The sequence below is a fragment of the Pseudomonas sp. FP453 genome (assembly GCF_030687495.1).
Classification (GTDB): domain Bacteria; phylum Pseudomonadota; class Gammaproteobacteria; order Pseudomonadales; family Pseudomonadaceae; genus Aquipseudomonas.
Genome location: NZ_CP117435.1, coordinates 6,054,317 through 6,078,570 on the forward strand (window position 1 = coordinate 6,054,317; position 24,254 = coordinate 6,078,570).

The 24,254-nt window shown below is 61.8% G+C and carries 22 protein-coding genes and 3 pseudogenes; 15 read left to right on the top strand and 10 right to left on the bottom strand.

Annotated features, from left to right (window positions below; translation table 11 throughout):
- Positions 1–108: 108 nt before the first annotated feature.
- Complete coding sequence (locus PSH87_RS27710) at positions 109–597, top strand: Lrp/AsnC ligand binding domain-containing protein (protein WP_003176896.1); 489 nt, start codon at positions 109–111, stop codon at positions 595–597.
- 112 nt (positions 598–709) lie between these two features.
- On the opposite strand, the gene PSH87_RS27715 is transcribed toward PSH87_RS27710, so the two are convergent.
- Positions 710–1,063, bottom strand: coding sequence for a YkgJ family cysteine cluster protein (locus PSH87_RS27715; RefSeq protein ID WP_016975913.1), 354 nt, complete (start codon positions 1,061–1,063; stop codon positions 710–712).
- Positions 1,064–1,178: 115 nt separating this feature from the next.
- Here PSH87_RS27715 and PSH87_RS27720 point away from each other — a divergent pair, with 115 nt between their 5' ends.
- A complete protein-coding gene (locus PSH87_RS27720) occupies positions 1,179–2,471 on the top strand; it encodes an FAD-binding oxidoreductase (protein WP_305431832.1) in 1,293 nt (430 codons plus the stop codon).
- Here PSH87_RS27720 and PSH87_RS27725 read toward each other — a convergent pair whose 3' ends face one another.
- Positions 2,472–2,696 carry a DUF1127 domain-containing protein gene (locus tag PSH87_RS27725; protein WP_026136672.1) on the bottom strand — a complete coding sequence of 75 codons (225 nt, stop codon included), beginning with the start codon at positions 2,694–2,696 and terminating at the stop codon, positions 2,472–2,474.
- Positions 2,697–2,862: 166 nt separating this feature from the next.
- Here PSH87_RS27725 and PSH87_RS27730 point away from each other — a divergent pair, with 166 nt between their 5' ends.
- Together PSH87_RS27730 and PSH87_RS27735 are read left to right on the top strand one after the other, a co-directional pair.
- Positions 2,863–4,287, top strand: a complete 1,425-nt coding sequence (locus PSH87_RS27730) for a PLP-dependent aminotransferase family protein (RefSeq protein ID WP_305431833.1) — start codon at positions 2,863–2,865, stop codon at positions 4,285–4,287.
- Between the two features lie 62 nt (positions 4,288–4,349).
- A complete protein-coding gene (locus PSH87_RS27735; protein WP_305431835.1) occupies positions 4,350–5,909 on the top strand; it encodes a phospholipase D family protein in 1,560 nt (519 codons plus the stop codon).
- 124 nt (positions 5,910–6,033) lie between these two features.
- On the opposite strand, the gene PSH87_RS27740 is transcribed toward PSH87_RS27735, so the two are convergent.
- On the bottom strand, positions 6,034–7,176 hold the full coding sequence (locus PSH87_RS27740; protein WP_305431837.1) for an MFS transporter: 1,143 nt from the start codon (positions 7,174–7,176) through the stop codon (positions 6,034–6,036).
- A gap of 185 nt (positions 7,177–7,361) precedes the next feature.
- Positions 7,362–8,855, bottom strand: a complete 1,494-nt coding sequence (locus PSH87_RS27745) for an aldehyde dehydrogenase (RefSeq protein ID WP_017735770.1) — start codon at positions 8,853–8,855, stop codon at positions 7,362–7,364.
- A gap of 230 nt (positions 8,856–9,085) precedes the next feature.
- On the opposite strand from PSH87_RS27745, the gene PSH87_RS27750 reads away from it, so the two are divergent.
- Positions 9,086–9,448 carry a cupin domain-containing protein gene (locus tag PSH87_RS27750; protein ID WP_017735769.1) on the top strand — a complete coding sequence of 121 codons (363 nt, stop codon included), beginning with the start codon at positions 9,086–9,088 and terminating at the stop codon, positions 9,446–9,448.
- Positions 9,449–9,519: 71 nt separating this feature from the next.
- Here PSH87_RS27750 and rpmG read toward each other — a convergent pair whose 3' ends face one another.
- Together rpmG and rpmB are read right to left on the bottom strand one after the other, a co-directional pair.
- The gene (rpmG, locus tag PSH87_RS27755; RefSeq protein WP_003176906.1) at positions 9,520–9,675 is read right to left on the bottom strand and encodes a 50S ribosomal protein L33; all 156 of its coding nucleotides are present in this window, start codon (positions 9,673–9,675) and stop codon (positions 9,520–9,522) included.
- An 11-nt stretch (positions 9,676–9,686) separates the two neighbouring features.
- Positions 9,687–9,920, bottom strand: a complete 234-nt coding sequence (gene rpmB, locus PSH87_RS27760) for a 50S ribosomal protein L28 (protein WP_019410280.1) — start codon at positions 9,918–9,920, stop codon at positions 9,687–9,689.
- Between the two features lie 458 nt (positions 9,921–10,378).
- Between rpmB and PSH87_RS27765 the strand changes: the two are divergent.
- Positions 10,379–11,972, top strand: a pseudogene (locus PSH87_RS27765) (ABC transporter substrate-binding protein).
- A gap of 60 nt (positions 11,973–12,032) precedes the next feature.
- Here the strand turns inward: PSH87_RS27765 and radC are convergent.
- Positions 12,033–12,707, bottom strand: coding sequence for a DNA repair protein RadC (gene radC, locus PSH87_RS27770; protein ID WP_305431840.1), 675 nt, complete (start codon positions 12,705–12,707; stop codon positions 12,033–12,035).
- Between the two features lie 145 nt (positions 12,708–12,852).
- On the opposite strand from radC, the gene coaBC reads away from it, so the two are divergent.
- The 4 genes and pseudogenes from coaBC to argB all read left to right on the top strand — a co-directional run bounded on the left by coaBC (position 12,853) and on the right by argB (position 17,112).
- Positions 12,853–14,061, top strand: a complete 1,209-nt coding sequence (coaBC, locus tag PSH87_RS27775; RefSeq protein WP_017735766.1) for a bifunctional phosphopantothenoylcysteine decarboxylase/phosphopantothenate--cysteine ligase CoaBC — start codon at positions 12,853–12,855, stop codon at positions 14,059–14,061.
- Between the two features lie 5 nt (positions 14,062–14,066).
- On the top strand, positions 14,067–14,522 hold the full coding sequence (gene dut, locus PSH87_RS27780; protein ID WP_124526915.1) for a dUTP diphosphatase: 456 nt from the start codon (positions 14,067–14,069) through the stop codon (positions 14,520–14,522).
- A gap of 240 nt (positions 14,523–14,762) precedes the next feature.
- Positions 14,763–16,184, top strand: a pseudogene (locus tag PSH87_RS27785) (phosphomannomutase/phosphoglucomutase); the annotation flags it as partial.
- Positions 16,185–16,206: 22 nt separating this feature from the next.
- Complete coding sequence (argB, locus tag PSH87_RS27790) at positions 16,207–17,112, top strand: acetylglutamate kinase (protein ID WP_017735763.1); 906 nt, start codon at positions 16,207–16,209, stop codon at positions 17,110–17,112.
- 178 nt (positions 17,113–17,290) lie between these two features.
- Here argB and pyrE read toward each other — a convergent pair whose 3' ends face one another.
- Positions 17,291–17,938, bottom strand: a complete 648-nt coding sequence (gene pyrE, locus PSH87_RS27795) for an orotate phosphoribosyltransferase (protein WP_017735762.1) — start codon at positions 17,936–17,938, stop codon at positions 17,291–17,293.
- A gap of 82 nt (positions 17,939–18,020) precedes the next feature.
- Between pyrE and PSH87_RS27800 the strand changes: the two genes are divergently transcribed.
- Complete coding sequence (locus PSH87_RS27800; protein ID WP_003195493.1) at positions 18,021–18,800, top strand: exodeoxyribonuclease III; 780 nt, start codon at positions 18,021–18,023, stop codon at positions 18,798–18,800.
- 58 nt (positions 18,801–18,858) lie between these two features.
- Here the strand turns inward: PSH87_RS27800 and PSH87_RS27805 are convergent, their stop codons facing one another.
- A complete protein-coding gene (locus PSH87_RS27805; protein WP_017735761.1) occupies positions 18,859–19,227 on the bottom strand; it encodes a DUF4870 domain-containing protein in 369 nt (122 codons plus the stop codon).
- Between the two features lie 23 nt (positions 19,228–19,250).
- Positions 19,251–19,975: pseudogene (gene rph / locus PSH87_RS27810) on the bottom strand (ribonuclease PH).
- A gap of 176 nt (positions 19,976–20,151) precedes the next feature.
- On the opposite strand from rph, the gene PSH87_RS27815 reads away from it, so the two are divergent.
- The 4 genes from PSH87_RS27815 to spoT all read left to right on the top strand — a co-directional run bounded on the left by PSH87_RS27815 (position 20,152) and on the right by spoT (position 24,243).
- The gene (locus PSH87_RS27815; protein WP_305431843.1) at positions 20,152–21,015 is read left to right on the top strand and encodes a YicC/YloC family endoribonuclease; all 864 of its coding nucleotides are present in this window, start codon (positions 20,152–20,154) and stop codon (positions 21,013–21,015) included.
- 10 nt (positions 21,016–21,025) lie between these two features.
- Entirely contained in the window at positions 21,026–21,646 is a 621-nt protein-coding gene (gene gmk, locus PSH87_RS27820; RefSeq protein WP_017735758.1) for a guanylate kinase, read from the top strand.
- Positions 21,647–21,813: 167 nt separating this feature from the next.
- Complete coding sequence (gene rpoZ, locus PSH87_RS27825; RefSeq protein WP_017735757.1) at positions 21,814–22,077, top strand: DNA-directed RNA polymerase subunit omega; 264 nt, start codon at positions 21,814–21,816, stop codon at positions 22,075–22,077.
- Between the two features lie 60 nt (positions 22,078–22,137).
- Positions 22,138–24,243, top strand: coding sequence for a bifunctional GTP diphosphokinase/guanosine-3',5'-bis pyrophosphate 3'-pyrophosphohydrolase (gene spoT, locus PSH87_RS27830; protein WP_017735756.1), 2,106 nt, complete (start codon positions 22,138–22,140; stop codon positions 24,241–24,243).
- Positions 24,244–24,254 lie beyond the last annotated feature (11 nt).

The following is a 24,254-nucleotide window of genomic DNA, read 5'->3' on the forward strand; positions in this document are numbered from 1 at the left end:
AATGATGAGCGCAGTGTAAAAAACTATTGCCAGTGCATTTCACTATATAACCGCCTATATTTGGCGACAATTCTCGGCAAAAACCCTTTTCACAGAGGCGTATCCCCTATGCGTACCAACACCCAGACCAAGCGGGAGCTGGACAAGATCGACCGCAACATCCTGCGCATCCTGCAAACCGACGGGCGCATTTCGTTCACGGAGCTGGGGGAAAAGGTCGGGCTGTCGACCACGCCGTGCACCGAGCGCGTGCGTCGGCTGGAGCGTGAAGGGATCATCATGGGCTACAACGCGCGGCTCAATCCCCAGCATTTGAAGGGGAGTTTGCTGGTATTTGTCGAGATCAGCCTGGATTACAAGTCCGGCGACACCTTTGAGGAGTTCCGCCGCGCGGTGCTGAAACTGCCCCATGTGCTGGAGTGCCATTTGGTATCGGGGGACTTCGACTACCTGGTGAAAGCGCGGATTTCCGAGATGGCTTCGTACCGCAAATTGCTCGGCGATATCCTGCTCAAGCTGCCCCATGTGCGGGAGTCCAAAAGCTATATCGTGATGGAAGAGGTGAAGGAGAGCCTGAACCTGCCGATCCCCGACTGACTGACACACTGCGGTCAAATGTGGGAGCGGGCTTGCCTGCGATAGCTGTAGTGAATTCACCAAAGCTATCGCAGGCAAGCCAGCTCCCACATTTTTTAACCGCGTACGTTCGCTAGACCAGCACCTGCCGAGTGCTCGCCATGTATTCATGGATCTGTTTTTCCACTCTGGGGTGAATCAACTCCACAGGCCGGCGCCCATTGGGGCATGGCAAGGTCTTGGTCGTACCAAACAATCGGCAGATCAACGGCCGCTCGTCATACACCGTGCAGCCGTTGGGCCCCAGGTGCACACAGTTCAGCTCGTCCATGGCCGCGTCCTGCTCGGCCGCGGTCTTGCGCGGCAGGCGCGACATTTCCTCGGGCGAGGTGGTCACCGGCCCACAGCAGTCGTGGCAGCCGGGGACGCACTCGAACGAAGGGATCTGTCGGCGCAGGGCGCTGATTTTCTGGCTGTTGCAACTCATCGAAACAGGTACCGAACGGCGGATAGGCGTGGATTCTGCCGTAAAAGCCCGTGGTGAGACAGCTTCGTCCGACCGCTGTATCCTGCGTCAAATTTTCCAAACAGGGATGCTCCCCATGACCGCCAGCGCCCGGCACACCACGTCCTACTACGCCGCCAGCAGCGTGCCGCAACCCGATTACCCGGCGTTGACCGGCGAAATCACGGCCGATGTATGCGTGGTCGGCGGTGGGTTTTCCGGGCTGAACACCGCCCTGGAACTGGCCGAGCGGGGTTTTCGCGTGGTGTTGCTGGAAGCACGCAAGATCGCCTGGGGCGCCAGCGGGCGTAACGGTGGGCAGCTGATCCGTGGCGTCGGTCACGGCCTGGACCAGTTCGCCAACGTGATCGGCACCGACGGCGTACACCAGCTGAAACTGATGGGCCTGGAAGCCGTGGAAATCGTGCGCGAGCGCGTCGAACGCTTTCAGATCCCCTGCGATTTGACCTGGGGCTACTGCGACCTCGCCAACAAACCCCGCGACCTGCACGGCCTGGCCGAAGACGCCGAAGAGTTGCGCAGCCTCGGCTATCGCCACGAAGTACGCCTGCTACAAGCCAGCGAGATGAGCAGCGTGATCGGCTCCGACCGTTACGTGGGCGGCATGATCGACATGGGCTCCGGCCACCTGCACCCGCTGAACCTGGCGCTGGGTGAAGCCGCCGCCGCGCAGCAACTGGGCGTGCAGCTGTTTGAACAATCCGCCGTCACCCGGATCGACTACGGCCCCGAGGTCAACGTGCACACCGCCCACGGCAACGTGCGCGCCAAGACCCTGGTGCTGGCCTGCAACGCCTACCTGAATGGCCTGAACCCGCAACTCAGTGGCAAAGTGCTGCCAGCTGGCAGCTACATCATCGCCACCGAACCGTTGAGCGAAGCCCAGGCCGCCCAACTGTTGCCACAAAATATGGCCGTGTGCGACCAGCGGGTGACGGTGGACTACTTCCGCCTGTCCGCCGACCGACGCCTGTTGTTCGGCGGTGCCTGCCACTATTCGGGCCGTGATCCGCAGGACATCGGCGCCTACATGCGTCCGAAAATGCTCAAGGTGTTCCCGCAACTGGCCGACGTGAAGATCGACTACCAGTGGGGCGGCATGATCGGCATCGGCGCCAACCGCCTGCCGCAGATCGGCCGGCTGCCCGACCAACCCAACGTGTATTACGCCCAGGCCTACGCCGGCCACGGCCTCAACGCCACGCACCTGGCGGGCAAACTGCTGGCCGAAGCCATCAGCGGCCAGCAACAGGGGCGCTTCGACCTGTTCGCCCAGGTGCCGCACATCACGTTCCCCGGCGGCAAGCATCTGCGCTCGCCGCTGCTGGCATTGGGCATGCTCTGGCACCGCTTCAAAGAGCTGGTGTGATCAGCCGCGCCAGAACGGCTTAACCCCTTCCTCGCGCGCCTGTTCGGCGCTGAGGCCAATGTCCCGCAGCTGCTCCGCGGTCAGCTCCAGCAAGGCCTTGCGGGTGTGGCGGCGATGCCAGAACAGACTCCAGCGGCTGCTGGCCGGCGCCGCCAGCGCGCGTCCCTGCCCCGCTTCCAATTCCTGACCCCGTAACGCCAACCGCACATCGCTCATGCCGCTCATTGTGTTGCCCCTCAGTTGCCTGTTGCCATGAGTGACTAGGATGGGCGCGCGGGCAAAACCATTACAGATTCAATCATTTTTTATTAAATCCATACAGACACTGCCTATAGGGGGCTGAATCCTGTATTTTCGCTGCATCTGTACCGGTCTCCTGGGAGCGACCACCATGACCCTCTATGTGAACCTCGCCGAACTATTGGGCACCCGTATCGAACAAGGCTTCTATCGCCCCGGCGATCGCCTGCCCTCCGTACGGGCCTTGAGCGTGGAACACGGGGTCAGCCTGAGCACCGTGCAACAGGCCTATCGTTTGCTGGAAGACAACGGCATGGCGATGCCCAAGCCCAAGTCCGGCTACTTTGTGCCGGTCGGCCGCGAGCTGCCGGCCCTGCCAGAGATCGGGCGCCCGGCCCAACGCCCGGTGGATATTTCCCAGTGGGACCAGGTGCTGGAACTGATTCGCGCTGTCCCGCGCAAAGATGTCATACAGATGGGCCGAGGCATGCCGGATGTATTGTCGCCGACCCTCAAGCCCCTGCTGCGCAGCCTGGCCCGCGTGAGCCGTCGCCAGGATCTGCCGGGGCTGTATTACGACAACATCATGGGCTGTATGGAATTGCGTGAGCAGATCGCCCGACTGTCATTGGATTCCGGCTGCCAACTGAACGCCGACGACATCGTGATCACCACCGGCTGCCACGAGGCACTGTCCGCCAGCATCCACGCCATTTGTGAGCCCGGGGATATCGTCGCGGTGGACTCGCCGAGCTTTCACGGCGCCATGCAAACCCTCAAGGGCCTGGGCATGAAAGCCCTGGAAATCCCCACCGACCCCATCACCGGTATCAGCCTCGAAGCCCTGGAACTGGCCCTGGAGCAGTGGCCGATCAAGGTCATCCAGCTCACCCCCAACTGCAACAACCCCCTGGGCTACATCATGCCGGAGGCACGCAAGCGGGCCCTGCTGACCCTGGCCCAGCGCTTTGACGTGGCGATCATCGAAGACGATGTGTATGGCGAATTGGCCTACAGCTACCCGCGCCCGCGCACGATCAAATCCTTCGACGAAGATGGCCGCGTGTTGCTGTGCAGTTCGTTCTCGAAAACCCTGGCCCCCGGCCTGCGCATTGGCTGGGTGGCGCCGGGACGTTACCTGGAACGGGTGCTGCACATGAAATACATCAGCACCGGCTCCACCGCGACCCAACCGCAGATCGCCATTGCCGAGTTCCTAAAAAGCGGGCATTTCGAACCACATTTGCGGCGGATGCGTACCCAATACCAGCGTAATCGCGACTTGATGCTCGACTGGGTCAGCCGTTACTTCCCTGCGGGTACGCGGGCCAGTCGCCCTCAAGGCAGCTTTATGCTGTGGATCGAGCTGCCTGACGGCTTCGATACGCTGAAGCTCAACCGGATGCTGATGGAACAAGCCGTACAGGTGGCCGTGGGCAGTATCTTTTCGGCGTCCGGCAAGTACCGGAACTGCCTGCGCATGAACTACGCTGCCAAGCCAACCCCGCAGATTGAAGAAGCCGTGCGCAAGGTCGGCGCTGCCGCGATCAAGCTGCTGGCCGACACGGTGGACTGACCTTTCGCGGGAAATAGCCGTCATATGCCTACAACCGCCCTGACCCGGAAGCGACCCCCTTGATGATTCGACGGCTACTCCCGCTTCTCCTGCTGGGCGCCCTGGGCGGCTGCGCCACGGTGACCACACCGCGCATCCCCAGCGACGCCCTGCCCGCCGCACAGTCGTCATTCGGCCGCTCGATCCAGGCCCAGGCCGCCCCTTACCAGGGCCGCTCCGGGTTTCGCCTGCTGCCCAACAGCAGCGAAGCCTTCATGGCCCGCGCCGAATTGATCCGCAACGCCCAGACCAGCCTCGATTTGCAGTACTACATCGTCCACGACGGCATCAGCACGCGCATGCTCGTGGATGAGTTGCTCAAGGCGGCTGACCGTGGCGTGCGCATTCGCATCCTGCTGGACGACACCACCAGCGACGGCCTCGACCAGATCATCGCCACCCTCGCCGCCCATCCCAAGATCGAAATTCGCCTGTTCAACCCGCTGCACCTGGGGCGCAGCACCGGCGTGACGCGGGCGATGGGGCGCCTGTTCAACCTGTCGCTGCAACACCGGCGCATGCACAACAAGCTGTGGCTGGCCGACAACAGTGTGGCCATCGTCGGCGGGCGCAATTTGGGCGATGAGTATTTCGACGCCGAGCCCAACCTGAACTTCACCGACATCGACATGCTCAGCGTGGGCCCGGTGGCCGAGCAGCTCGGGCACAGCTTCGACCAGTACTGGAACAGCGCGCTGAGCAAGCCGATTGACGACTTCGTCTCCAACGCCCCGTCCAAAGGCGATCTGGCCGCCGCGCGCGTGCGCCTGGAAGCGTCCCTGGCGGAATCACGCCAGCAGAACCACGCGCTGTACAACCGCCTGCGCACCTACCAGACCCAGCCCCGCATGGACATCTGGCGGCGCGAGCTGATCTGGGCCTGGAACCAGGCGCTGTGGGATGCGCCGAGCAAAGTGCTGGCCACCGCCGAACCCGACCCTCGATTGCTGCTGACCACCCAACTAGCGCCGGAACTGGAGGGGGTCAACCACGAGCTGATGATGATCTCGGCGTACTTTGTGCCGGGCGAACCGGGGCTGGTGTACTTGACCGGTCGCGCGGACGCGGGGGTGTCGGTGAGCCTGCTGACCAACTCGCTGGAAGCCACCGACGTGCCGGCCGTGCACGGTGGCTATGCGCCGTACCGCAAGGCGCTGCTGGAACATGGGGTGAAACTCTATGAGTTGCGCCGCCAACCGGGTGATGGCGGCGGCAGCGGGCCGCATCTGTTTCGACGTGGCACCTACCGAGGCTCGGATTCGAGCCTGCACAGCAAGGCAATGATCTTTGATCGGGAAAAATCCTTCATCGGCTCGTTCAATTTCGACCCGCGCTCGGTGCTGTGGAACACCGAGGTGGGTGTGCTGGTGGACAGTCCCGAGTTGGCGGAGCACGTGCGCAACCTGGCCTCGCAGGGCATGGCGCCGGCGTTGAGTTATGAGGCGAAGTTGCTGGATGGCCAGGTGGTGTGGGTGACCGAGGATAACGGCCAACTGCACACATTGCCCCGTGAGCCGGGCAGTTGGTGGCGGCGGTTCAATGCATGGTTCGCCACTAGCGTGGGACTGGAACGCATGCTCTAAAAACACCACCGTTCCACTGTGGGAGCTGGCTTGCCTGCGATGGCGGTGGGTCAGTCGCCAGCTGCTTCGCCTGACACACCCTCATCGCAGGCAAGCCAGCTCCCACAGTTGACCGTATTTCAAATCAGGCTGGCTGCGTTACGCCGAACGCCCCTTGGCGCAGCAGCAACACCACCAACCCCAACGCACCCGCCGCCATCAACCACGGCAACGCATGCCCGCTGATCCACTGGCTCCCCGCCCCTGCCACCAACGGCCCGATCAGGCAACCGATGCCCCACAACTGCGCCACATGGGCATTCGCCCGCACCAGCGCATCATCGCGGTAACGCTCGCCGATCAGAATCAGCGACAGCGTGAACAAGCCGCCAGCACTGGCACCGAACACCACCCACACCGGCCAGATCAGCGGCGTGTGCAGCAGCACCGGAATGGCCAGGCTCGACGCCAGCAACAGCACCGCGCACGCCAGGAACAGCGAGCGGCGCGGCAAGTAGTCGGCCAGTGCGCCGATGGGCAATTGCAGCAACGCATCGCCGACGACCACGGTGCTGACCATCGCCAGGGCGATCTCGGCAGTGAAGCCCTGCTGCAGGCAATACACCGGCAGCAGTGTCAGAATCATCGCCTCGAACGCGGCGAACAATGCCACCGCCCAGGCAATCGCCGGCAGGCTCCGACAGAAGCGCCACAGGTCGACGAAAGTCACGCTGAACGACTCGGCGGTCGGTGCGCCAGAGCGCCCCAGCAACAACACTGGCGCGACCACCAACAGGCCAACGCCGACCCAGAAACCGTAATCGTGGTCGGTGCCGATCACGCCCAACAGCAACGGCCCGGACAGCTGGCTCAGGGCATAACTGCAGCCATACAACGCCACCAGCCGGCCACGCCACTGCTCGACCACCAGTTGGTTGATCCAGCTTTCGCCGAGGATAAACACGATGGTCAGGATCACCCCGATCATCAGCCGCAGCACCAGCCACACCGGGTAGCTGGGCAAGATTGCCAGCAAGCCGATGGACACCGCACCGGCCCACAGGCACAGGCGCATCAGGTTGGCAGTGCCCAGCCAGGAGGCCATGCGGCTGGAGATCTTCGCCCCCAGTAGTACGCCAAAGGCCGGCATCGCGGCCATCACACCGATGGCGAAGCTGCCGTAGCCCCAGCCTTCAAGGCGCAGGGACACCAGCGGCATGCTGACACCCAGGGCCAGGCCGACGCTGAGTACCGACGCCAGGACGGCGAAATAAGTCGCCCAACGCATTTCCACGCTCCTGTGGATAACTTTCAGAACACACAAAACAACTGTGGGAGCGGGCTTGTGTGGGAGCCGGGCTTGCCCGCGATGCAGGCACCTCGGTGTGTCAGTCACACCGGGGTGATGCTATCGCAGGCAAGCCAGCTCCCACACAAAAGCCGGCTCCCACATTATTTGCCCTGCGGTGTTGCTTAGAGCTTGATCCAGGTGGATTTCAGCTCGGTGTATTTGTCGAACGCATGCAGCGACTTGTCGCGGCCATTACCCGACTGCTTGAAGCCACCAAACGGGGCGGTCATATCGCCGCCGTCGTATTGGTTGACCCACACGCTACCGGCGCGCAGGGCCTTGGCGGTCAGGTGCGCCTTGGAAATATCCGCCGTCCACACCGCTGCGGCCAGGCCATAGATGGTGTCGTTGGCAATGGCGACGGCTTCTTCGGCGCTGTCGAAGGTGATCACCGACAGGACCGGCCCGAAGATCTCTTCCTTGGCGATCTTCATCGCGTTGGTCACACCGTCGAAAATCGTCGGTTCGACGTAGGTGCCGCCGGTTTCTTCCAGGGTGCGCTTGCCGCCCGCGACCAATTTGGCGCCGTCGGCGTGGCCGGCTTCGATGTAGGACAGCACGGTATTCATCTGCTGGGTGTCCACCAGCGCGCCGACGTTGGTGGCCGGGTCCAGCGGGTTGCCTGGCTTCCAGCCCTTGAGGGCTTCGATCACCAGGGGCAGGAACTTGTCCTTGATCGAGCGCTCGACGAGCAGGCGCGAACCGGCGGTGCAGACTTCGCCCTGGTTGAAGGCGATGGCACCGGCGGCGGATTCGGCGGCAGCTTGCAGGTCCGGGGCGTCGGCGAACACGATGTTCGGGCTCTTGCCGCCGGCTTCCAGCCACACGCGCTTCATGTTCGATTCACCGGAGCGGATCAACAGTTGCTTGGCGATCTTGGTAGAGCCGGTAAACACCAGGGTATCGACGTCCATGTGCAGCGCCAGCGCGTTGCCCACGGTGTGGCCGTAACCCGGCAGTACGTTGAATACGCCTTTTGGAATACCCGCTTCAACGGCCAGGGCAGCGATGCGGATGGCGGTCAGTGGGGATTTTTCGGACGGCTTGAGTATCACCGAGTTACCGGTGGACAGCGCCGGGCCGAGCTTCCAGCAGGCCATCATCAGGGGGAAGTTCCACGGCACGATGGCGGCGACAACGCCGACTGGCTCGCGTGTCACCAGGCCGAGCTGGTCGTGGGGGGTGGCCGCGACTTCATCGTAGATCTTGTCGATGGCCTCGCCGCTCCAGCTCAACGCGTTGGCGGCGCCGGGCACGTCGATATTCAGGGAGTCGCTGATCGGCTTGCCCATGTCCAGGGTTTCCAACAGCGCCAGCTCTTCGGCGTTGGCCTTGAGCAGCGCAGCGAAACGGATCATGGTGGCTTTGCGTTTGGCCGGCGCCAAGCGCGACCAGACACCGGAATTGAAAGTGGCGCGGGCATTTTCCACGGCGCGCTGGGCGTCAGCGGCGTCACAGCTGGCAACAGTGGCCAGCAAGCGGCCATCGACCGGACTGATGCATTCGAAGGTGTCGCCGGAAACGGCGTGGGTGTACTCGCCATTGAGGTAGGCGCGGCCTTCGATCTTCAGGTCCTTGGCGCGTTGTTCCCAGTCGGCACGGGTCAGGGTGGTCATGCGAGTGTCCTCCTCTTATTGAATACAAGGGCCAGGCGATGTCCCCCGGCAACCTCAAAGAATTCTTGCCCGGCCAGCCTGCTGTTCGGCTCAAGGCAGCTGCCACCCTAAACCAGCGGCTGGGGATGTTTCAATATATTTGACATAACGCCGGCAAACGCCCTTGCGATGTTCATTTTAATAAACATAGACTTTGGGCTCCCCAACCGCAGGCCAGACGGGACACGCACATGAACATCCAGGACATCGTCGACTTCAGCCAAGCCAAGACCCCCGCCGACCGTTACCGCCCCGCCGCCGAGAAAATCCTCAAGGGCGACCCCGAGCAAACGATCTACAACCACTACAACAGCCCGTGCGGCCAGATGAGCGCGGGCGTCTGGGAAGGTGAAGTCGGGCAGTGGAAGGTCAACTACACCGAGCACGAATACTGCGAGATTGTGCAGGGCGTTTCGGTATTGCGCGATGCGGACGGCAACGCCAAGACCTTGCGCAGTGGCGACCGCTTCGTGATCCCGGCCGGTTTCAGCGGCACCTGGGAAGTGCTGGAGCCGTGCCGCAAGATCTACGTGGTGTTTGAACAGAAGGCCTGATCAGCAAATCCCAGACAAAAAAAAGCCCGCATCGTGAGATACGGGCTTTTTTTCACAAGGAAGAAAATCAATTACTTGATTTTGCCTTCTTTGTAGATCACGTGCTTGCGAACGCGCGGGTCGAACATTTTCTTTTCGAGCTTGTCCGGGGTAGTACGCTTGTTCTTGTCGGTAGTGTAGAAGTGACCAGTACCGGCGCTAGAGATCATTCGAATCAATTCACGCATGATAGAGCTCCTTAGATCTTGCCAGCGCGGCGGATTTCGGCCAGCACGACAGTGATGCCACGCTTGTCGATGATGCGCATGCCTTTAGCAGATACGCGCAGACGAACAAAACGTTTCTCTTCTTCAACCCAGAAGCGGTGATGCTGCAGGTTTGGCAGGAAACGACGACGGGTTTTGTTATTTGCGTGGGAAATGTTATTCCCAGTCACCGGACCCTTACCGGTAACTTGACATACTCTCGACATGCCTCAGCCCTCTAAAACCACATGCCCAACCCGGCATGGGTTGGCCGCTTAATCTCTCAGTCATTTGGCGCCAGGCGCCGCGTTTCTTTAGGGTCTTACCGGCTACACCTACAAGCGAAGGAACCGGGCCCCTAGAAAAGAGCGCTGCTTTATACCAGAAAGACCCTAGTGCAACAACAGCCCGTGTGTTTTTACCGGCGTAAATCTAGGCAAAACACACCTGAACCGTTGCCAGGAGGGGCCGCTGTCACAGCCGACCGCTCGTCGCACCAAATGATTTACAGCGCCCACGCGCACGGCAAAGTGCGCAGCGGAACGCGCTGAGGCGCCATGAAAACAGCATTTGAGGCAAAAGCACAGGCAAAAATGGACTAGTCATTTACCAATCAGACCTCTACGGTAGGACTTTTCCAGACTGCACTCGCAGATGGGCCTTCGATCTGCAAAGGAAACCAAACATGCGCCTCGCTGCCCTACCGCTATTGCTAGCCCCTCTCTTTATCGCCCCGCTGGCCTCTGCCGCCAGCAACTTGAGCGTCTGCACCGAGGCCAGCCCCGAAGGGTTCGATGTGGTGCAATACAACTCGCTGACCACCACCAACGCCTCGGCCGACGTGCTGATGAACCGCCTGGTGGACTACGACGCAGCCAGCGGCAAGCTGGTGCCCAGCCTGGCGGACAGCTGGGAAGTGTCGCCAGATGGCCTGACCTACACCTTCAAGCTGCACCCGGACGTGAAGTTCCACCGCACCGAGTACTTCACCCCCAGCCGCACCCTAACCGCCGAAGACGTGCGCTTCAGCTTCGAACGCATGCTCGACCCGGCCAACCCATGGCACAAGATCGCCCAGAGCGGCTTCCCCCACGCGCAGTCGCTGCAACTGCCGACGCTGGTGAAGAAGATCGACGCCCTCGACCCGCTGACCGTGCGCTTCACCCTGGATCACGCCGACTCGACGTTCCTCGCCGCCCTGAGCATGGGTTTTGCCTCGATCTATCCAGCCGAATACGCCGACAAGCTGCTCAAGGCCGGCACCCCGGAGAAGCTCAATAGCCAACCGATCGGTACCGGGCCGTTCATCTTCAGCCGCTTCCAGAAAGACGCTGTGGTGCGCTACAAGGCCAACCCGGATTACTTCGCCGGCAAACCGTCTGTGGATAACTTGATCTTTGCCATCACCCCGGACGCCAACGTGCGCCTGCAGAAACTGCACCGCGACGAATGCCAGATCGCCCTGTCGCCCAAGCCCCTGGATGTGGGCGAGGCCGAAAAGGACCCGGCGCTCAAGGTCGAGAAAACCCCGGCCTTCATGACCGCCTTCGTCGCCATCAACAGCCAGCACCCGCCGCTGGACAAGGCCGAAGTGCGCCAGGCGATCAACCTGGCGTTCGACAAGGCCAGCTACCTCAAGGCCGTGTTTGAAGGCACCGCCGAAGCCGCCAACGGCCCTTACCCGCCCAACACTTGGGGCTATGCCAAGGATTTGCCGGGTTATCCACAGGACCTCGCGAAAGCCAAAGCCTTGCTGGACCGTGCCGGACTCAAGGACGGCTTCAAGACCACCATTTGGACGCGCCCCACCGGCAGCCTGCTGAACCCCAACCCCAACCTCGGCGCGCAATTGTTGCAAGCCGACCTGGCCAAGGTCGGCATCCAGGCCGAGATCCGCGTGATCGAATGGGGCGAACTGATTCGCCCGCGCCAAGGCCGGCGAGCACGACCTGCTGTTCATGGGCTGGGCCGGCGACAACGGCGACCCGGATAACTTCCTGACGCCGCAGTTCTCCTGCGCGGCGGTGAAATCCGGCACCAACTTCGCGCGCTACTGCGACCTGGCCCTGGACAAACTGATCAGCGCCGGCAAGACCACCAACGAACAAGGGGTGCGCAGCAAGCTGTATCAACAGGCCCAGGCGCAGATCCAGCAGCAGGCGTTGTGGTTGCCGCTGGCGCACCCGACCGCGTTTGCCCTGGCACGCAAAACGGTCGAGGGCTACCAGGTGAGCCCGTTCGGTCGCCAGGATTTTTCGAAGGTCAGCGTCAAGCCCTGAGCTGCAAGCTGCAAGCCCACTTGAGGCTTGCAGCTTCAACCTTGCAGCTGCCCCCCCCCCCTATATCCAGCCATATTCCGCCATCGACAATGGATCACCATCCCCAACGATGATGTGATCCAGCACCCGCACATCCACCACTTCCAAGGCCTTTTGCAGCAGCTTGGTCAATTTCCGATCAGCCGCACTGGGCTCAAGGCTGCCGGAAGGGTGGTTGTGACACAGGATCAACGCGGCGGCGTTGTAGGCCAGGGCACGCTTGACCACTTGTCGCGGGTAAACCACTGCCGTGTCGATAGTCCCCTGGGACAACGCCTCAAACCCCAGCACCCGATGCTTCGAATCGAGAAACAGGCAGCCGAAGACCTCATGGGGCTCATGGCGCAATAACGCCTTGAGGTAATTACGTACCGCTACCGGGCTTTCCAGCACCGACTCACTGCGCAAGCGCTCGGCCATATGCCGCCGAGCCATCTCCAGCACCGCCTGCAACTGCGCAAACTTCGCCGGCCCCAAGCCCAAATGCTGGCTGAACAACGCCTGGCCGGCCTCCAACAGCGGGCGCAAGCCGCCAAACTGCGCCAACAGATGCCGCGCCAAGTCCACCGCACTTTTGCCGGAAACCCCGGTGCGCAGGAAGATCGCCAACAGTTCGGCGTCAGACAGGCTCGCCGCCCCCCCTTCCAACAGCTTCTCCCGTGGCCGCTCCGCCACAGGCCAGTCCCGAATACTCATCCCACCTCCCTCTCCACCTGTGCGCCGCTGTTGCCTGGCGGGCGCTGTGTTATCGTAAGCCCTCTTTTTTGCATGTGATTTCCCCTGGGAAGGGGGCATCGCAGGCGTCACTGAACTGGCATCACTGAACTGGAAAGGCAAACCAATGCAGCGTCTGTATCGGAAACGCATCGTTCTCGGCGTCGGCGGCGGCATTGCCGCCTACAAGAGCGCAGAACTGGTTCGCAGGCTCCTGGACCATGGCGCCGAAGTGCGCGTGGTCATGACACGCGGCGGCAGTGAGTTCATCACCCCGCTGACCATGCAAGCGCTGTCCGGCCACCCGGTTCACCTCGACCTGCTGGACCCGGCAGCCGAAGCCGCCATGGGCCATATCGAGCTGGCCAAATGGGCCGACCTGGTGCTGATCGCCCCGGCCACCGCCGACCTGATCGCCCGCCTGGCCCAGGGCATCGCCGATGACCTGCTGACCACCCTGGTACTGGCCACCGATGCCACCGTGGCCATCGCCCCGGCCATGAACCAGGCCATGTGGCGCGACCCGGCCACCCAGGCCAACACCCAACTCCTGCAAAGCCGCGGCCTCAAGGTGTTCGGCCCGGCGTCTGGCAGCCAGGCCTGCGGCGACGTCGGCATGGGCCGCATGCTGGAAGCCACCGATCTCGCGCTGTGTGCAGCGGAGTGCTTCCAGCACCTGGCCCTGACTGGCAAGCACGTGCTGATCACCGCTGGCCCGACCCAGGAAAACATCGACCCGGTGCGCTACATCACCAACCATAGCTCAGGAAAAATGGGCTTTGCCTTGGCAGAGGCGGCGGTCGAGGCAGGCGCACGCGTCACCCTGATCACCGGGCCGGTGCATTTGCCCACCCCTGATCGGGTCACGCGAATCGACGTGGTCAGCGCCCGCGACATGCTTGCGGCCTGCGAGGCAGCCATTCCCTGCGACCTGTTCATCGCCTCGGCAGCAGTTGCGGACTACCGTCCGGAAGTCGTCGCCCCGCAAAAGCTCAAGAAAGACCCTACGAGCGGTGACGGCCTGCTCCTGCAAATGGTGCGCAACCCGGACATCCTGGCCACCATCGCCACGCGTCCCGACCGCCCGTTCAGTGTCGGCTTCGCCGCCGAGACCGAGCATCTGCTGGACTACGCCGCACGCAAATTGAAAGACAAAAACCTCGACCTGATCGTTGCCAACGATGTCGCCAACCCGAGCATCGGCTTCAACAGCGAGGAAAACGCCTGCAGCGTGATCGACCGCGAGCTGCACGCCACCCTTTTCGCCCAGACCAGCAAGGGCAAGATTGCCCGCCAACTGATCTCTTTTATCGCCCAACGGCTGAACCAGGTTTAATTTCCATGCACGCTTTGCAAGCCAAGATCCTCGACCCCCGCATCGGCACCGACTTCCCACTGCCGGCCTACGCCACTCCAGGCTCCGCCGGCCTGGACCTGCGCGCCATGCTCAAGGAAGACACCGTCCTTGAACCGGGCCAGACCATCCTGATTCCCACCGGCCTGTCGATCTACGTCGGCGACCCTGGCCTGGCGGCGCTGATCCTGCCGCGCTCGGGCCTGGGCCATAAGCACGGCATCGTGCTGGGCAACCTGGTCGGCCTGATCGACTCGGACTACCAGGGCGAACTGATGGTGTCGTGCTGGAACCGTGGCCAGACCGCGTTCAACATCGTTGTCGGCGAGCGCATCGCTCAGTTGGTACTGGTACCCGTGGTGCAGGCGCACTTCGAACTGGTCGAGGAATTTGCTGAAACACAACGCGGCGCAGGCGGCTTTGGCCATTCCGGCAGCCACTGACTAAGCTGAATCAGGCCGGGCACCCCTGCCCGGCCCGACGCCACCGCATGGCTTTTCAGGATGAAGAATGCGCGGTTCTAATCAGCGAGATTTCCCCAGCGAAATCAGTGCATTACGCAGAGAAAAGCACGGAGCCACTGCGCCGATGGCACTTTTGCACCACGAACTCTGCGCCAAAAAAGTCGTCATACCCTTCAGTTTGAGCCTGCCGGTCAGCCGCTTTACGGCCAGCCTTGCCCCCTTCAGATGGAGTTTCCCCCCGCGATGAGTACCGCACGAGTAGCCCCGACATTCCCCGACAGCATCTTTCGCGCCTATGACATCCGTGGCGTAGTGCCCAAGACCCTGACGGCCGAAACCGCCTACTGGATCGGCCGCGCCATCGGCGCCCAGAGCCTGGCCCAGGATGAGCCGAACGTCTCGGTAGGCCGTGACGGCCGCCTGTCCGGCCCTGAGCTGGTCGAGCAGTTGATCCAGGGCCTGGCCGACAGCGGCTGCCATGTCAGCGATGTCGGCCTGGTGCCAACCCCTGCGCTGTACTACGCCGCCAACGTACTGGCCGGCAAGTCCGGGGTCATGCTCACCGGCAGCCATAACCCATCGGACTACAACGGCTTCAAGATCGTCATCGCCGGCGACACCCTTGCCAACGAGCAAATCCAGGCCCTGCACACGCGCCTGAAGACCAATGACCTGACCAGCGGCAAGGGCAGCATCACCAAGGTCGACATCCTGCAGCGCTACTCCGATGAAATCACCCGCGACGTCAAACTCGCACGCCGCCTCCTCAAAGTGGTGGTGGATTGCGGCAATGGCGCGGCCGGCGTGATCGCCCCGCAACTGCTCGAAGCCCTGAACTGCGAAGTGATCCCGCTGTTCTGCGACGTTGACGGCAACTTCCCCAACCACCACCCAGACCCGGGCAAGCCAGAGAATCTGGTGGACCTGATCGCCAAGGTCAAGGAAACCGGGGCTGACGTCGGCCTGGCCTTTGACGGCGACGGTGACCGTGTCGGCGTGGTGACTGAAACCGGCGAGATCGTGTTCCCCGACCGCCTGCTGATGCTGTTCGCCCGTGACGTGGTGGCGCGCAACCCCAACGCCGAGATCATCTTTGACGTGAAGTGCACCCGCCGCCTCACCCCGCTGATCAAGGAATATGGCGGCCGCCCGCTAATGTGGAAGACCGGTCACTCGTTGATCAAAAAGAAAATGAAGGAAACCGGCGCCCTGTTGGCCGGCGAAATGAGCGGCCACGTGTTCTTCAAGGAGCGCTGGTTCGGCTTTGACGACGGCATTTACAGCGCCGCTCGTCTGCTGGAGATCCTCAGCAAGGAAAAATCCACCGCCGAAGAGCTGTTTCAGACCTTCCCGAATGATATTTCTACGCCAGAGATCAATATCCATGTGACCGAGGAGAGCAAATTCAGCATCATTGACGCACTGCACGATGCGCAATGGGGCGAAGGCGCCAACCTGACCACCATTGATGGCGTGCGAGTCGATTACGCCCAAGGCTGGGGCCTGGTTCGCGCGTCCAACACCACACCGGTGCTGGTCCTGCGCTTCGAGGCGGATACCGAGGCCGAGTTGCAGCGCATCAAGGACGTGTTCCACGCCCAGTTGAAACGTGTGGCCCCTGATCTCCAATTACCGTTCTGATTTTTTTGCACCGGAGCCCTGAATGACCCTCGAACGCGAAGCCGCTGCCAACACCGCCAAGGTCCTTTCCGAAGCGTTGCCTTACATTCGACGCTATGTCGGCAAGACGCTGGTGATCAAGTACGGCGGCAATGCCATGGAAAGCGAAGAGCTGAAAACCGGCTTTGCCCGCGACATCGTGTTGATGAAAGCCGTAGGGATCAACCCGGTGGTGGTCCACGGTGGCGGCCCGCAGATCGGCGACCTGCTCAAGCGCTTGTCGATCGAGAGCCACTTCATCGATGGCATGCGCGTGACCGACGCGCAGACCATGGACGTGGTGGAAATGGTCCTCGGTGGCCAGGTGAACAAGGACATCGTCAACCTGATCAACCGCCACGGTGGCAGCGCCATCGGCCTGACCGGCAAGGACGCGGAGCTGATCCGCGCGAAAAAACTGACGGTCACCCGTCAGACGCCGGAAATGACCCAGCCGGAAATCATCGACATCGGCCAGGTGGGCGAAGTGATCGGTATCAACACCGACCTGCTGAACCTGCTGGTCAAGGGTGACTTCATCCCGGTGATCGCGCCTATCGGCGTGGGCGCCAACGGCGAGTCCTACAACATCAACGCCGACCTGGTGGCGGGCAAGGTGGCGGAAGCGCTGAAGGCTGAAAAGCTGATGCTGCTGACCAACATCGCCGGCCTGATGGACAAGGAAGGCAAGGTGTTGACCGGCTTGACCACGCAACAAGTGGACGAGCTGATCGCCGACGGCACCATCTACGGCGGCATGCTGCCGAAGATCCGTTGCGCACTGGAAGCAGTGCAAGGCGGCGTGGGCAGCTCGCTGATCCTCGATGGCCGGGTACCGAATGCAATCCTGCTGGAAATCTTCACCGACACCGGTGTGGGCACGCTGATCAGTAACCGCAAGCGTCCTTAAACGCTACAAACAAAAAGGCCCCGCTCAACCTGATTGAGCGGGGCCTTTTTGTTTGTACTCGGTCCACATGTGGGAGCTGGCTTGCCTGCGATGACGGCGGCACATTCAACAACAATGTCGCCAGATAAACCGCTATCGCGGGCAAGCCCGCTCCCACACAGGCCCAGCTCCCACTGTATTACTGAACGCCGAACTGCTCGCGGTACGCCTTGACCGCCGGCAAATGCTGCTTGAGCTGCGGATCATCTTCCAGGAACTGCAACACCTGGTTCAGCGACACGATGCTCACCACCGGAATGCCGAAGTCACGCTCCACTTCCTGGATCGCCGACAACTCACCGTTGCCGCGCTCCTGGCGGTTCAGCGCGATCAGCACGCCAGCAGCCTTGGCGCCGTCCTGGGAGGCGATGATCTGCATCACCTCGCGGATCGCGGTACCGGCGGTAATTACGTCGTCGATGATCAGCACATCGCCAGTGAGCGGCGCGCCCACCAGGCTGCCGCCTTCGCCATGGGCCTTGGCTTCCTTGCGGTTGAAGCACCACGGCAGATCCTGCCCATGATGTTCCGCCAACGCCACGGCCGTTGCGGCGGCCAGGGGAATGCCCTTGTAGGCCGGGCCGAACAGCACGTCGAAGGAAATACCGCTTTCAACGATGGCCGCCGCGTAGAAACGACCCAGCTGAGCCAGGGCCGATCCCGAGTTGAACAAGCCCGCATTGAAGAAGTACGGGCTGGTGCGCCCGGACTTCAAAGTGAACTCACCGAAGCGCAAAACGCCGCGATCGATGGCAAAACGAATGAAATCGCGTTGATACGCCTGCATGAAAAAAGCCTCAGATACCACGGATTTAGCTAATTAGTTAGACGGCGTGTATCATACACGCACGCGATTTTTGGGGCCATTTATGCGGATCATCAGTGTGAACGTTAATGGTATTCAGGCTGCAGTCGAGCGTGGTTTGCTCAGTTGGCTGCAAGCCCAGAATGCCGACGTCATCTGCCTGCAGGATACCCGCGCCTCCGCCTTTGAACTGGACGACCCAGCCTTCCAACTGGATGGCTACTTCCTTTATGCCTGCGATGCCGAAGTGCCCACCCAAGGTGGCGTGGCTTTGTATTCGCGGTTGCAACCCAAGGCGGTCATCAGCGGCCTCGGCTTCGAGACAGCCGACCGCTACGGGCGCTACCTGCAAGCCGATTTCGATAAGGTCAGCATCGCGACCTTGCTGCTTCCTTCGGGGCAGAACGGCGATGAAGACTTGAACCAGAAATTCAAGCTAATGGACGACTTCGCCCGTTATCTGGATAAACAGCGACGCAAACGTCGCGAGTACATTTATTGTGGCTCGCTGTACGTGGCGCAACAGAAGCTGGATATCAAGAACTGGCGCGACAGCCAGCAATCCCCGGGCTTCCTGGCGCCGGAACGGGCCTGGATGGACGAGATTGTCGGCAACATGGGTTATGTCGATGCCCTGCGCGAAGTCAGCCGCGAAGGCGACCAGTACAGCTGGTGGCCAGACAACGAACAGGCTGAGATGCTCAACCTGGGCTGGCGTTTCGACTACCAGCTGCTGACCCCGGGTCTGCGCCGGTTCGTGCGCAGCGCACGCTTGCCGCGCCAGCCGCGTTTCTCGCAGCACGCGCCGCTGATCGTGGACTACGACTGGACACTGACCATCTGAGGTCTTTTCCCAGGTACAAAAAAACCGACATCGCTGTCGGTTTTTTTGTGGGCGCTCATTATTTGATCAGTCGCCAGGTCAAGGGGTAGCGATAGGCAATCCCCTTGTTGGCCTTGATCGCACCGATGATCGTCAGCGCGACACCGGCGATGGCCAGCGCCGTCATCAGGAAGAACCCAATGACCGCGAAAGCCAGCACGATGCACACGATCCAGGCGATGGCCACGGTGATCTGGAAGTTCAGCGCTTCCTTGCCCTGATCATCAATGAACGGGTCCAGCTCTTTCTTCATCTGCCACAGGATCAGCGGCCCGACAACGCTGCCGAAGGGGAACACAAACCCCAGAAACGCCGCGAGATGGCACAACATCGCACCCTGGCGCACTTCGTAGGAAGGCGTAGGCACCGGCATTTGGCTGTCATTCATGGCGCGTCTCCTTGAGGCAGGTATCAGTCGGCCAGTGCGGCGTTCTGCAGTTCGAAGATTTCGGTCATGCCTTTCTGGGCCAGGGCCAGCATGGCGTTCAGCTCGGCCGGCTGGAATGGCGCGCCTTTCGGCGGTGCCCTGCACTTCGATGAAACCACCGGTGCTGGTCATGACCACGTTCAGGTCGGTCTCGGCGGCCGAGTCTTCCAGGTAGTCCAGGGTCCAGCACAGGCTCGCCCTGGTACATGCCCACCGAGACGGCGGCGATCATTTGCTTGAGCGGGTCACCGCCCTTCAGGCCGCCACGCTTCTTGATCACTTTCAGCGCATCGACCAGGGCCACCATGGCGCCAGTGATGGATGCCGTGCGGGTGCCGCCATCGGCCTGGATCACGTCGCAATCGACGTAAAGGGTCACGTCGCCCAGCTTTGACATGTCCAGGGCTGCGCGCAGGGAACGGCCGATCAGGCGCTGGATTTCCAGAGTGCGCCCGCCTTGCTTGCCACGGCTGGCTTCACGCTGGTTACGCTCGCCGGTGGCGCGCGGCAGCATGCCGTACTCGGCGGTCAACCAACCCTGGCCCTGGCCTTTGAGGAAACGCGGCACGCCGTTTTCGACGCTGACGGTGCAGATCACCTTGGTATCGCCAAACTCGACCAGTACAGATCCCTCGGCGTGTTTGGTGTAGTTGCGGGTGATGCGGATCGAGCGGAGCTGATCGGCAACGCGACCACTTGGACGTTTCATAGGGGATACCTGTACTGAGGACGAAAAACTGCCGAGCATTATAGAGCCGTGGGCCGATTCGGGGCACTTCTAAAAATTCGGTTACGAATGGCCAGGCCGTCGCCCATTGTTTGGGCGTGCTCGCCCCACTGCGCTACAATCCTGCGCCTTCTTAACCTGCAACGCGAGGTACCTCCATGGTGCACAGCATGACCGCCTTCGCCCGCGTCGAAAAAGCCGGCGCCCAAGGCACCCTGAGCTGGGAGCTGCGCTCGGTCAACAGCCGCTACCTGGAACCGCACCTGCGCCTGCCGGAATCATTCCGCGACCTCGAAGGCGCCGTTCGTGAAGCACTGCGCCAGGGCATCTCCCGCGGCAAGCTGGAATGCACCCTGCGCTTTACCGAGGAAACCACCGGCAAAGCCTTGCAGATCGACCGCGACCGCGCCGCGCAACTGGTCGCCGCCGCCGAAACCATCGCCGGCCTGATCAAGCAGCCTGCGGCCCTCAACCCGCTGGAAGTGCTGGCCTGGCCCGGCGTGCTGGTGGCCGATGCCACCGACCCGCAAGCCCTCAACGCCGAAGCCCTCGCCCTGTTCAACCAGGGCTTGAAGGAACTCAAGGCAGGCCGCGAGCGCGAAGGCGCCGAACTGGCCCGCCTGATCAGCGAGCGCCTCACCGCCATCGAAGAAGACGTGGTCACCCTGCGCGAACTGGTGCCGCAGATGCTCGCGACCCAGCGCCAGAAAGTCCTCGACCGCTTCGCCGACATGAAGGCCGACCTCGACCCGACGCGCCTGGAGCAGGAAATGGTCCTGCTGGCGCAAAAGAGCGACGTCGCCGAAGAACTCGACCGCCTGAGCACCCACATCCTTGAAGTACGCCGCGTACTCAAGTCCGCCGGTGCCGCCGGTCGGCGCCTGGACTTCCTGATGCAGGAACTCAACCGCGAAGCCAATACACTCGGCTCCAAGGCGTTCGACCCGCGCAGCACCACGGCGGCGGTCAACCTCAAAGTGTTGATCGAGCAGATGCGCGAACAAGTACAGAATATTGAGTAAGGCAACCTCCATGACCCACAGCACCGGCACCCTTTATATCATTTCCGCCCCTTCGGGCGCGGGCAAGAGCAGCCTGGTCAAGGCCCTGACCGACGCCGACGAGCAGATCCGCATCTCGGTGTCCCACACCACCCGCGCCATGCGCCCGGGTGAAGTGAACGGCGTGCACTATCACTTCGTCGAGCGCACCGAGTTCGTCAAGATGATCGAACACGGCGACTTCCTGGAGCGCGCCGAAGTGTTCGGCAACCTCTACGGCACCTCGCAAAGCCACCTGCAGCAGACCCTGGACGAAGGCCACGACCTGATCCTGGAAATCGACTGGCAGGGCGCCGAGCAAGTGCGCAAGCTGATGCCCCAGGCGCGCTCGATCTTCATCCTGCCGCCGTCCCTCGACGCCTTGCACCAGCGCCTGACCAACCGCGGCCAGGACAGCGACGAAATCATCGAAGGCCGCATGCGTGAAGCCGTCAGTGAAATGAGCCACTACGTCGACTACGACTACCTGATCATCAACGACGATTTTTCCCACGCACTGGAGGATTTGAAGGCGATTTTCCGCACCAATCAGCTTCAGCAAAAGCGCCAACAGCAGCGTTTCGGCAAATTACTGGCTGAACTGCTCGGTTGATTGGCTCTTCCCAAAACCGCTGCAAGGGCTTTACATTGGCACTTGCAGCGGTTTTACCCAGGCTTGCGAAAAATCAGCGCTTCCCTAAACGCTGGTGATTTTTTAAACTGTTCAGTCCGCTCGCCCAACCGGGCAGCGCGCATCTTGCATCCGCTCCGAGGAATATCATGGCCCGCGTAACCGTTGAAGACTGCCTAGACCACGTGGCAAACCGCTTTGAGCTGGTCATGCTCTCTACCAAGCGTGCCCGTCAACTGGCCACTGGCGGCAAAGAGCCCCTGGTTCAGTGGGAAAACGACAAGCCTACCGTTGTGGCCCTGCGTGAAATCGCTGAAGGCCTGATGAGCTACGAGTTCATCGCCAACGCCGAAATCGTTGAAGACGAACCGCTGTTTGCAGCGTTCGAGGACGAGTCCAACGAGGCCGTCTAAGCCTATGCCTGGTCGACGTAGCACGGCGCGGGGTCAACGCATGCGGCAGGAGTCATTCCTATGCCGAGCATAGACGCCCTCGCCGATCGCTTATCGACCTACCTCGGCCCCGACCAGGTCAACCTGGTCCGCCGAGCGTATTTCTACGCCGAACAAGCCCACGACGGCCAACGCCGCCGCAGTGGCGAGGCGTATGTCACCCATCCTCTTGCGGTGGCCAATATTCTTGCCGACATGCACATGGACCATCAGAGCCTGATGGCCGCGATGCTGCATGACGTGATCGAAGACACCGGCATCGCCAAGGAAGCGCTCAGCGCCCAATTTGGCGAAACCGTGGCCGAACTGGTCGATGGGGTCAGCAAACTGACCCAGATGAACTTCGAGACCAAGGCCGAAGCCCAGGCGGAAAACTTCCAGAAGATGGCCATGGCCATGGCCCGCGATATCCGCGTGATCCTGGTCAAGCTGGCCGACCGGCTGCACAACATGCGCACGCTGGAAGTGTTGTCCGGCGAAAAACGCCGGCGCATCGCCAAGGAAACCCTGGAAATCTACGCGCCCATCGCCAACCGGCTGGGCATGCATGCCATTCGTATCGAATTCGAAGACCTCGGCTTCAAGGCCATGCACCCGATGCGTTCGGCGCGCATCTACCAGGCGGTCAAGCGCGCCCGGGGCAACCGCAAGGAAATCGTCAACAAGATCGAAGAATCCCTGAGCCATTGCCTGGCGATCGACGAGATCGAAGGCGAGGTCAGCGGTCGGCAGAAGCACATCTACGGCATCTACAAGAAGATGCGCGGCAAGCGCCGGGCCTTCAACGAGATCATGGACGTGTACGCGTTCCGGATCATCGTCGACAAGGTGGACACCTGCTACCGCGTGCTGGGCGCTGTACATAATTTGTACAAACCCCTGCCGGGGCGCTTCAAGGACTACATTGCGATTCCCAAGGCCAACGGCTACCAGTCGCTGCATACCACGCTGTTCGGTATGCACGGGGTGCCGATCGAGATCCAGATCCGCACCCGCGAGATGGAAGAAATGGCCAACAACGGCATCGCTGCCCATTGGCTGTACAAGTCCAGCGGCGACGAGCAGCCAAAAGGCACCCACGCCCGCGCGCGCCAGTGGGTCAAAGGCGTGCTGGAAATGCAGCAACGTGCCGGCAACTCCCTGGAATTCATTGAAAGCGTGAAGATCGACCTGTTCCCGGACGAGGTCTACGTGTTCACGCCCAAAGGCCGGATCATGGAGCTGCCCAAAGGCTCCACGGCGGTCGACTTTGCCTATGCGGTACACACCGACGTCGGCAACAGCTGCATTGCCTGCCGCATCAACCGGCGCCTGGCCCCGCTGTCGGAACCGCTGCAAAGCGGCTCCACGGTGGAGATCGTCAGCGCACCGGGCGCACGCCCGAACCCGGCCTGGCTCAACTTTGTCGTCACCGGCAAGGCGCGTACCCATATCCGCCACGCCCTGAAACTGCAGCGCCGCTCCGAGTCCATCAGCCTGGGCGAACGCCTGCTGAACAAGGTGCTCAACGGTTTCGACAGCGCTCTGGACAAGATCCCGGCCGAGCGCGTGCAAGCGATGCTCCACGAGTATCGCCAGGAAACCATCGAAGACCTGCTGGAAGATATCGGCCTGGGCAACCGCATGGCCTACGTGGTCGCCCGCCGCCTGCTGGGCGAAGGCGAGCAACTGCCAAGCCCCGAAGGCCCGCTGGCGATTCGCGGCACCGAGGGCCTGGTGCTCAGCTACGCCAAGTGCTGCACGCCGATCCCGGGCGACCCGATTGTCGGGCACCTGTCGGCGGGCAAAGGCATGGTGGTGCACCTGGACAACTGCCGCAACATCACCGAGATCCGCCACAACCCGGAAAAATGCATCCAGCTTTCGTGGGCCAAGGATGTCACCGGCGAATTCAACGTCGAGCTGCGCGTCGAGCTGGAACACCAGCGCGGCCTGATCGCCCTACTGGCCAGCAGTGTCAATGCGGCCGACGGCAATATCGAAAAAATCAGCATGGACGAGCGCGATGGCCGCATCAGCGTGGTCCAGCTGGTGGTCAGCGTGCACGACCGCGTGCACCTGGCCCGCGTGATCAAGAAGCTGCGCGCCTTGACCGGTGTGATTCGTATCACCCGCATGCGTGCATAACCTGTCTCTTA

Excerpts from the sequence above, each read along its gene's own strand:
- PSH87_RS27725 (WP_026136672.1), bottom strand. The coding sequence starts at position 2,696 with ATGAGCGGCATGAGCGATGTGCGGTTGGCGTTACGGGGTCAGGAATTG.
- dut (WP_124526915.1), top strand. The coding sequence starts at position 14,067 with ATGCACGCTTTGCAAGCCAAGATCCTCGACCCCCGCATCGGCACCGAC.
- PSH87_RS27815 (WP_305431843.1), top strand. The coding sequence starts at position 20,152 with ATGGTGCACAGCATGACCGCCTTCGCCCGCGTCGAAAAAGCCGGCGCC.
- PSH87_RS27745 (WP_017735770.1), bottom strand. The coding sequence starts at position 8,855 with ATGACCACCCTGACCCGTGCCGACTGGGAACAACGCGCCAAGGACCTG.
- PSH87_RS27800 (WP_003195493.1), top strand. The coding sequence starts at position 18,021 with ATGCGGATCATCAGTGTGAACGTTAATGGTATTCAGGCTGCAGTCGAG.
- pyrE (WP_017735762.1), bottom strand. The coding sequence starts at position 17,938 with ATGCAGGCGTATCAACGCGATTTCATTCGTTTTGCCATCGATCGCGGC.
- argB (WP_017735763.1), top strand. The coding sequence starts at position 16,207 with ATGACCCTCGAACGCGAAGCCGCTGCCAACACCGCCAAGGTCCTTTCC.
- PSH87_RS27710 (WP_003176896.1), top strand. The coding sequence starts at position 109 with ATGCGTACCAACACCCAGACCAAGCGGGAGCTGGACAAGATCGACCGC.
- PSH87_RS27750 (WP_017735769.1), top strand. The coding sequence starts at position 9,086 with ATGAACATCCAGGACATCGTCGACTTCAGCCAAGCCAAGACCCCCGCC.
- rpmB (WP_019410280.1), bottom strand. The coding sequence starts at position 9,920 with ATGTCGAGAGTATGTCAAGTTACCGGTAAGGGTCCGGTGACTGGGAAT.
- PSH87_RS27730 (WP_305431833.1), top strand. The coding sequence starts at position 2,863 with ATGACCCTCTATGTGAACCTCGCCGAACTATTGGGCACCCGTATCGAA.
- rpmG (WP_003176906.1), bottom strand. The coding sequence starts at position 9,675 with ATGCGTGAATTGATTCGAATGATCTCTAGCGCCGGTACTGGTCACTTC.
- PSH87_RS27740 (WP_305431837.1), bottom strand. The coding sequence starts at position 7,176 with ATGCGTTGGGCGACTTATTTCGCCGTCCTGGCGTCGGTACTCAGCGTC.
- PSH87_RS27735 (WP_305431835.1), top strand. The coding sequence starts at position 4,350 with ATGATTCGACGGCTACTCCCGCTTCTCCTGCTGGGCGCCCTGGGCGGC.
- coaBC (WP_017735766.1), top strand. The coding sequence starts at position 12,853 with ATGCAGCGTCTGTATCGGAAACGCATCGTTCTCGGCGTCGGCGGCGGC.
- gmk (WP_017735758.1), top strand. The coding sequence starts at position 21,026 with ATGACCCACAGCACCGGCACCCTTTATATCATTTCCGCCCCTTCGGGC.
- PSH87_RS27720 (WP_305431832.1), top strand. The coding sequence starts at position 1,179 with ATGACCGCCAGCGCCCGGCACACCACGTCCTACTACGCCGCCAGCAGC.
- PSH87_RS27805 (WP_017735761.1), bottom strand. The coding sequence starts at position 19,227 with ATGAATGACAGCCAAATGCCGGTGCCTACGCCTTCCTACGAAGTGCGC.
- PSH87_RS27715 (WP_016975913.1), bottom strand. The coding sequence starts at position 1,063 with ATGAGTTGCAACAGCCAGAAAATCAGCGCCCTGCGCCGACAGATCCCT.
- spoT (WP_017735756.1), top strand. The coding sequence starts at position 22,138 with ATGCCGAGCATAGACGCCCTCGCCGATCGCTTATCGACCTACCTCGGC.
- radC (WP_305431840.1), bottom strand. The coding sequence starts at position 12,707 with ATGAGTATTCGGGACTGGCCTGTGGCGGAGCGGCCACGGGAGAAGCTG.
- rpoZ (WP_017735757.1), top strand. The coding sequence starts at position 21,814 with ATGGCCCGCGTAACCGTTGAAGACTGCCTAGACCACGTGGCAAACCGC.